Source organism: Psychrobacter sp. Ps3 (assembly GCF_022129275.1).
GTDB classification, from domain to species: Bacteria; Pseudomonadota; Gammaproteobacteria; order Pseudomonadales; family Moraxellaceae; genus Psychrobacter; species Psychrobacter submarinus.
Genome location: NZ_JADQAL010000061.1, coordinates 1 through 8,206, shown reverse-complemented (window position 1 = coordinate 8,206; position 8,206 = coordinate 1). Strand labels below are relative to the sequence as shown.

Sequence of the window (8,206 nt, the reverse complement as noted above, 5' to 3'; positions counted from 1 at the left end):
CGCCTAAAAAATAGTCTCTGTCAGTGCCATGGTCGAATGTTCAACACGCCCTAATCTCACTACACTAAACCCAAAGCGAAAAAGGGCTTACATGATCGTAAGCCCTTTTTTCATTCAATTAAAATAGCAGTATCAAAAGCTAACCTTTAGATTTGCCTTCGCGCTTACCTTCCAAAAATATCATGTCAATAACAATGATAGCCACGCCAATACAAATCGCAATATCCGCGATATTAAAAATCGGATAATGCCAAACATCAGCATAATGTACATGAATAAAATCGACCACTTTGCCAAGTCGCACGCGGTCGATTAGATTGCCAATCGCACCGCCGAGCACCATAGCGAGCCCTAGCGATAACAGCTTAGCATTACGCGGCGCTCTAATTAAATATACGACTAAGAACAACGCAATCACGAGCGCTAAACCCGAGAAAAACCACTTTTGCCAGCCGCCCGCATCGGCCAAAAAGCTAAACGCTGCGCCATAGTTATAAGCCAATGTCCAATTCAAGAAGGGTTCAATGACCGGTATCGGCTCCAAAAAGTTTAGCTTAGTTTCCGCTAGCCATTTGGTCCACTGATCGACGATGATAATCACTATCGACAGTAAGTACCAAACAAAGGCTTGACTGCCATTTGCCAGTACTTTTGGGGTTTTGGTCAGCCGGCTTTTAGGCGTTACCGAGTTGCCTGTCGTAACGTGAGCAGGTCTTGGCGAATGATCGACTTCGTTAGTAGGACGCTCAGGCGTATCAAGCATAGTGACGCACCTCACCGCTACCTACCACGTTAGTTACGCAGCGCGCGCACAGCTCTGGATGCTCACTGTCAGTGCCGACGTCGCTACGGATGTGCCAACAGCGCACGCACTTCGTTCCATCGGCGACGTCAATAGTAACTCTTAAATCCGCTGCTGCGATGTCTTCCTCGTTATCTTTAGTTTGATGATCAGTAGGCGCTGCGCTGATAGGCTTCAAGGTGGCGCTACTGGTAATCAGCACAAAACGCAGCTCATCGCTTAATTTGGCTAAGCTGTCATACATAGCGCCATCAGCGTACAAAGTGGCATCAGCGGCTAGATTGGCATTCAGTAGCTTGTTGCTGCGCGCGACTTCGATGTTTTTATTCACCATGTCTTTGGCGCGCATGATATGGTGCCAGTCCTCACTACTGATCGTGCTCAGCTCAAGCGCTGGGAACTCGTACCACTCTTCAGTGAAGACATAGCTATTGGCCTGCTCATCTTTGCTGTTCAAGACTTCCCAAGCTTCTTGCGCGGTAAACGACAAGATAGGGGTAATCCAGCGTATTAAGGCTTGAGCGATATGATAGATCGCGGTCTGCGCCGAGCGGCGCGGCTGACCATCCTTTTGAGTGGTGTACTGGCGATCTTTGATGATATCTAAATAAAAGCTGCCCAAGTCCTGCGAGCAAAAAGCAGTGATATGCTGGGTGACTTGGTGAAAGTCCATTGCATCATAAGCACTGACGATTTGCGCTTGTACAGCTTGTGCACGCTCGATGATGAATTTATCAAGACTGACTAATTCGTTGATATCGGTGCTATCATTAGCCGGATCGAAATCATCGCTGTTCGCCAGTAAGAAGCGCAGGGTATTACGAATGCGGCGGTACATATCGATTGCGCCTTTAAATACCGTCTTGCCTGCGCTCATCTCATAGCGATAGTCGCTAGAGGCAATCCAAAGACGTAGCATATCAGCGCCGGTTTTATTGATCTCATCTTGCGGGGTGATGATGTTGCCAAGAGACTTACTCATCTTACGGCCATTTTCATCGACCACAAAACCGTGCGTCAATACTTGCTTAAACGGCGGACGCTCGTACATTGCTTCTGACGTGAGCAGTGACGTCTGGAACCAACCGCGATGCTGATCGGAGCCTTCTAAATACATATCGGCAGGATTGGTCAGCTCATCACGCTGCTCAAGCACGGCATAATGAGTGGTTCCTGAGTCAAACCAGACATCTAGCGTATCAGTAGACTTATCATAATCGGCCGCCTCATCCCCTAAGTAGTCTTCACAGCTGGCATCAAACCACGCTTCCACGCCGCCTTCCGCGATATTTTGCGCGGCAGTTTCCATTAGCTCTAAGGTGTTCGGATGCAGCTCGCCGGTCTGTTTATGCATAAAGAAGGTAATCGGCACGCCCCAAGTCCGCTGACGCGAGATGCACCAGTCCGGGCGACCGGTCATCATCGACTCGATACGGTTCTGACCCCAAGCAGGCGTCCACTTAACATCAGGGATGTCTTTGAGCGCGCGCTCGCGTAAGCCTTCTTTTTCCATATTAATAAACCACTGCGGCGTGGCACGGAAGATAATCGGCGACTTATGACGCCAGCAGTGCGGATAGCTGTGCTCGATCTTAGTATGGTTTACCAAATGACCATTATCATGCAAAGCGGCAATGATTTTTGGATTGGCTTTATAGATATGCTCGCCGGCAAATACCGCCGCGCTCTCTAGATAGACACCATTACCGCCAACAGGGTTCTCAACAGGCAAGTTATATTTTAGACCCACGATATAATCGTCGAGACCATGACCTGGCGCGGTGTGTACTAGGCCAGTACCGCTATCGGTGGTCACGTGATCGCCTAAGATAATAGGCACTTGACGATCTGCAATTAGCGGATGCTGCGCGCGCAAGCCTTCAAGCTCCTTACCTGAAACGGTCACTAAGATACCTTGGCTGTCTAACTTAAGCTCAGTTAACGCAGTCTCGACCAAATCATGAGCGAGTAGTAGATTGCCTTTCTCAGTGGCTACAACCGAATAGTCATGCTCAGGGTGCACTGAGATAGCTTGGTTAGCAGGCAGTGTCCAAGGCGTCGTCGTCCAGATAACGACTGAGATAGTACCCTCTATTTTTGCCAAAGCGGTTAGCTTGTCAGTATCAAGCACATCGAAGCTGACATAAATCGCATCAGAGACCTTATCTTGATATTCTACTTCCGCCTCTGCCAATGCTGAGGTACAGTCCAAGCACCAGTTGACCGGCTTCATACCGCGAGTGACATGGCCGTTTTCGTAGATTTTACCTAGCGCACGGACGATATTGGCTTCCTGATGAAAGTTCATGGTCAGATAAGGGTTGTCCCAATCGCCAAAGATACCTAAACGTTTAAAATCAGCTTTTTGTAGCTCGATTTGGGTCGCTGCATACTCACGGCAGAGCCCACGAAACTCAGTTGCCGAGACTTTTTTGCCGACCTTACCGACTTTGGCTTCCACCTTTTGCTCAATAGGCAAGCCATGACAGTCCCAACCCGGCACATAAGGCGCGTCAAATCCTGAAAGCGTCTTCGACTTAACAATCATGTCCTTAATGACTTTATTGACCGCATGACCTAAGTGAATCTGACCGTTCGCATAAGGAGGGCCGTCGTGCAAAATGTACTTAGTCGCGCCAGTACGCGCCTGACGAATCTTACCGTAGACATCGTCCGCTTCCCAAGCCGCTAACCAATCCGGCTCGCGTTTGGCCAAGTTAGCGCGCATCGCAAAAGGCGTATCGGCTAGATTGAGAGTGTCTTTGTAATCGTGGCTAGGGGTGTCAGTAGCTTTGTCAGTCATAGGAAGGTATCTTTTATCAGGTTAAGTAGTTTATTGAGTTAAGCGGTTTTTCAATCAAATAGTTTTTAAATTAAACAATTTTTAAGTTAAATAGTTTAGCAGTCCAAGCAAATAATGTATGGGGGCGAATAGCTAAGGTTAAATAGGGCTTAGATGAAATAGCACTTTACCCTAAATAATGCCTGAACTTAAATAAGTTAGCGTCAGATTATGTTAAGAATGGCAGCTATTATATGTTAATTCTACTGGGGTAAAAAGGGGCTTGTACTGCGCGTGTCATTTTAGTTGCGTAATAGCGATAAGCAGTGTACAACTGTACTTAACAAGCGTTTCACTTAAAGTACGGACATAAATCCAATACATAATAATATCGGCTAAAAACATTGTATAAATTACGATAAATATAAAGGAGTCGTCATGAAAATAGGTATCCCCAAAGAGATTAAAAACAACGAAAATCGGGTCGGTCTACCGCCAAGCGCCGTTATGGTGTTAGTCAGCGACGGTCATAAAGTGTTTGTCGAATGTGATGCGGGCGTGGGTTCGCACTTCACCGATGAGGATTATGAGGAAGCAGGCGCGACTATCGTCAATAGCGCCAACAAAGCTTGGGACGCTCAATTGGTTGTTAAAGTCAAAGAGCCCCAGCAAGAAGAGTTTCAGTATTTAACCGAAGATCTGATACTGTTTACTTACTTGCATCTGGCCAATGAGCCGGAGCTGGCGCAAGCACTCGTTGAGAATAAAGTCACGGCGATAGCCTATGAAACGGTGCAACTGGCTAATAACTCCTTACCGCTGCTGACCCCGATGAGCGAGGTTGCCGGACGTATGAGCACCCAAATCGGCGCGCAGTTCTTGCAGAAGTTCTATGGCGGTAAAGGAATATTACTGGGCGGCGTACCAGGGGTACAAAAAGGCCGCGTCACGATCATTGGCGGCGGCGTTTCAGGCACGGAAGCGGCCAAAATCGCTATCGGCCTGCGCGCGGATGTGACCATCTTGGACTTAGATCCACAGCGGCTCAAAGAGCTATCTGAGATGTTCGGTAATAATGTCCAGACGCTCATATCTAATAAGGTCAATATCGCCGAAAGTGTTGAGGTTAGTGACTTAGTGATCGGTGCGGTACTGATTCCAGGCGCAGCTACGCCTAAATTAGTCACAGAAGAGATGATCGAGTCAATGGACGACGGCGGAGTCATCATCGATATCGCTATCGATCAAGGCGGCGTCTTTGAGACTACCGATCGCATTACCACGCATGACGATCCGACTTATACTAAGCACGGTATCGTCCATTACGCGGTAGCTAATATCCCAGGAGCGGTGCCTCGTACAGCGACGATGGCGCTATCGAATGTCACCTTGCCATATATCCAAACGCTGGCCAAAAAAGGGGTCAAGCAAGCTTGCGCGGAGGATGCTGCCTTTGCAAAAGGGATCAATACAGCGCAAGGTCATATCACTTATAAGGCGGTGGCTGAGGCGCTAGATTATGAGTATAAAGCGTTAGATGAGCTGCTTGGTTAGTTTTGGTTAAAATATCGATGATAACTACAGCCTTTTTGATAGCAGTCGTCATATTGCTTTCTCTGAGCCTAAAATTTAATCACTTGCTTTTTATAGAAAAAAATAAACGGCTGAAAGGTCAGCCGTTTATAAAAAGTTAAGTGTTTACTTGAGCGTTTAATAGATCATCATTTAAGACTTTTGCGCGCGGTTTTGTAGCGGATCGCCTAATAGTACGCTGCCTGAGTTTTCGCGGCGCTCTTCATCGCTTAACTTACTAGCAGAAACTTTAGATTTACGCTTCCACTTTAGGCTAAATAAGTCGTCACGGCGATCGAGTAAATTATGTACAGAGCCTTCATTACGCACATGAATGAGCTTGTCTAAATTTAAATCAGAGAAAAATACCATCTCTGTATTGGCGGTAGTCTCCGCCATGATGGCATCATGCGGAAAAGCAAAGTCAGAGGGCGAGAAGATAGACGACTGCGCATACTGAATATCTAAGCTCTCAACTTGTGGCAGGTTACCGACTGAGCCGCAAATCATCACATAGCATTCGTTTTCAATCGCGCGGGCTTGGGCGCAGTGGCGTACGCGCAAGTAGCCATTTTGAGTGTCTGTCCAAAACGGCACAAATAAAATATCCATATCATCGAGTGCCATGAGACGCGCAAGCTCTGGGAATTCAACGTCATAACAGACTAAAATACCAACGCGGCCGGCATCCGTATCAAATACTTTTACCTCATCGCCGCCCTCAATCACCCAAGCGCTACGCTCGTGGGGAGTGATATGAATTTTGCGCTGCTCCTCAACGGTGCCATCACGGCGACATAAGTAACTGACGTTATAGAGGGTATCGTTTTCATCGAGTAGCGGCATAGAGCCGGTAATGACGTTGACGTTATAGCTGACGGCTAAATGCGAGATTTCATTCTTAAACCATTCGGTATAATCTGCCAAAAAGCGAATGGCAACGTTTTGATCCGTCGACTCGCATAGTCCCATCAAGGGCGCGTTAAAGAATTCCGGCAGGCAAGCAAAGTCAGAATTATAATCGGCCATGATATCAACGAAGAACTCGACTTGTTGTAGTAGCTCCTCAGGCGACTCGACCTCACGCATCTGCCACTGAATACCGCCGATACGCACCTCAGACTTGCGAGTGTTCGGCTTGTAGTCTTTGGGCTCATAGTAGATGTTAGCCCACTCAAGGAGCGTTGCAAAGCCTTTGGACTGCTTATCATCAGGCAGGTAGCCGGTCAAAATACGCTTGACGATAAAGCCGTTAGACAGCTGAAAAGAGAGCGCCGGATCATGAATCTCACGTGATTCAACAGCGTCGATATACTCGCCTGGCGTCAAGTCCTGATGGTTATAATATTTAGGAATACGGCCACCAGCTAAGATAGAGCGAAAGTTCATCTGCCGGCACAGCTCTTTACGCGCATCATAGAGGCGTCGGCCCAAACGATAACCGCGATACTCAGGATCGATAAGCGCATCCAACCCGTAGATAGCGTCGCCCTTAGGATTGTCTTTTATGATCTCTCTATGACCGATAAGATCGTCATAAGTATGCGGGTTTGAGAATTTGGCATAATCGACGCGCATCGATAGCACCATACCGATAAGCTTATCATGGTCAAATAAGGCAATTTGGCCTTCAGGAAAGGCATCGATTAGAGTGTGAATCGTGGTCTTTGACCAAGCGCCGCCTAAGTTGATGTAGACGCGATCCATCAGCTCTTTGACTTGTGGATAGTCTTTTTTCTTAATCTCGGCAATCGTTAAATGAAAGTCGTCTAGTTTTTCTATCTTGCTCATCGGTGTTCCTATTTTGGTAGTGTTAGCCAGTGAACGTAGGTTGGCTGTGATTAACTTTCTTTATTTGCTATGGTTTGATGGGTTTTTAAACAACTATTTGTTCGCTTAAATGCATAAGCTACGCCTTTAACTAGGCTTGTTTGTCAGTCAGTTTTCTGTTTTTCTTGGTTTATAAAAAAAAGTATTAAATCCGTAGTACGGATGATACAATAATTAATAATAACAGTTACTTGCCAGTTACTATTTAGAATCTATCCTTTATTTTCTCTCTCGAAAATCTGTGTTTGTCATCATAACATTTGCGCAACAGGTTACTAGTTAATCCTAGTAAGCGTGACAGTCACCGCTAGTTTAGTTTATTTATTTGGTCTACTAGTCAGGTAAACCACTATTAGGATTGCATATGACCTTACTTCTAAACCATACCGATACGGTTAAAGCTTTAGATAAAACAGCAGAAACCGCTTTGATTCGTTTGGTTTATGTGAGTAGTTTGACGCTCCATTCGCGCCTAAAATCTTCGATATTTGATGAAGTAGAAGCGCATGCGCGTGATTATAATGAGCAGCAAGGTATTACTGGTACGCTATGTTATGGCAATAGCCATTTTTTGCAATGTTTAGAAGGCGAAAAAGCGAAAGTACTAGCGCTACAACAGCGAATATTTGCGGATAATCGTCATAAAAACATCAAGATACTCTTACTCGAAACCATTGATCAGCGTATCTTTTCAGATTGGCGTATGCGCTTACTGTTTTTGGAGCGCTGGCTGTGGTCCCCTGCGACCAAACAGCAGGCGATGCAACTCTCCCCATTCCTACCTTTTGCGCCGCATGGTTGGAGTAGCCAGCGTACTGAGCAGTTTTTACAAGTGATTAAAGATTTTCAGACGCCGCCGCACATCAAAGCTGCGGGTATCACTTATAATGCCATGGGTAATATGATCAAGCACGTGGCCGCGCCGCACCAAGCTTTCTTAGTCGTGCAAGGGTTTTTGGCGGTATTATTAGTGGTCGGCTTACTGCTGCTCAATTACTGATTACAAACCTGGCGAGCCAATCAGCGATTATCTGCTAAGCCTTTTAGCTTTTTAAGTCAGCTCCTCAATCATAAAACTAAAAACGACGCTAGACTAAATGTTTAGCGTCGTTTTTTACTGCGATTTTGAAATCAATAGCCTTATTACATATCAAAAATCTTACCGCGATTCATAATATTATTGGGATCAAAGACTTTTTTGACTTCGCGTAGATAATCAA

The 8,206-nt window shown here is 46.1% G+C and carries 6 protein-coding genes; 2 read left to right on the top strand and 4 right to left on the bottom strand.

Annotated elements, in window-relative coordinates; all coding sequences use genetic code 11:
- Window positions 1–139 precede the first annotated feature (139 nt).
- Window positions 140–763, bottom strand: coding sequence for a signal peptidase II (gene lspA, locus I3248_RS11900; RefSeq protein ID WP_238063955.1), 624 nt, complete (start codon window positions 761–763; stop codon window positions 140–142).
- Window positions 756–3,605 (bottom strand): isoleucine--tRNA ligase, encoded by a 2,850-nt coding sequence (ileS, locus tag I3248_RS11895; RefSeq protein ID WP_238063954.1) that lies wholly within the window; start codon window positions 3,603–3,605, stop codon window positions 756–758. Before ileS ends, lspA begins: the two co-directional genes overlap by 8 nt.
- A 417-nt stretch (window positions 3,606–4,022) precedes the next feature.
- Here ileS and ald point away from each other — a divergent pair, with 417 nt between their 5' ends.
- The gene (gene ald / locus I3248_RS11890; RefSeq protein WP_238063953.1) at window positions 4,023–5,138 is read left to right on the top strand and encodes an alanine dehydrogenase; all 1,116 of its coding nucleotides are present in this window, start codon (window positions 4,023–4,025) and stop codon (window positions 5,136–5,138) included.
- Between the two features lie 171 nt (window positions 5,139–5,309).
- Here the strand turns inward: ald and I3248_RS11885 are convergent, their stop codons facing one another.
- Complete coding sequence (locus I3248_RS11885; protein WP_238063952.1) at window positions 5,310–6,947, bottom strand: bifunctional GNAT family N-acetyltransferase/carbon-nitrogen hydrolase family protein; 1,638 nt, start codon at window positions 6,945–6,947, stop codon at window positions 5,310–5,312.
- A gap of 403 nt (window positions 6,948–7,350) precedes the next feature.
- Here I3248_RS11885 and I3248_RS11880 point away from each other — a divergent pair, with 403 nt between their 5' ends.
- The gene (locus I3248_RS11880; RefSeq protein WP_238063951.1) at window positions 7,351–7,986 is read left to right on the top strand and encodes a BLUF domain-containing protein; all 636 of its coding nucleotides are present in this window, start codon (window positions 7,351–7,353) and stop codon (window positions 7,984–7,986) included.
- A 143-nt stretch (window positions 7,987–8,129) separates the two neighbouring features.
- Here I3248_RS11880 and I3248_RS11875 read toward each other — a convergent pair.
- Window positions 8,130–8,206: FAD-linked oxidase C-terminal domain-containing protein (locus I3248_RS11875; RefSeq protein WP_238063956.1), on the bottom strand; the 77-nt coding region annotated here is incomplete at its 5' end.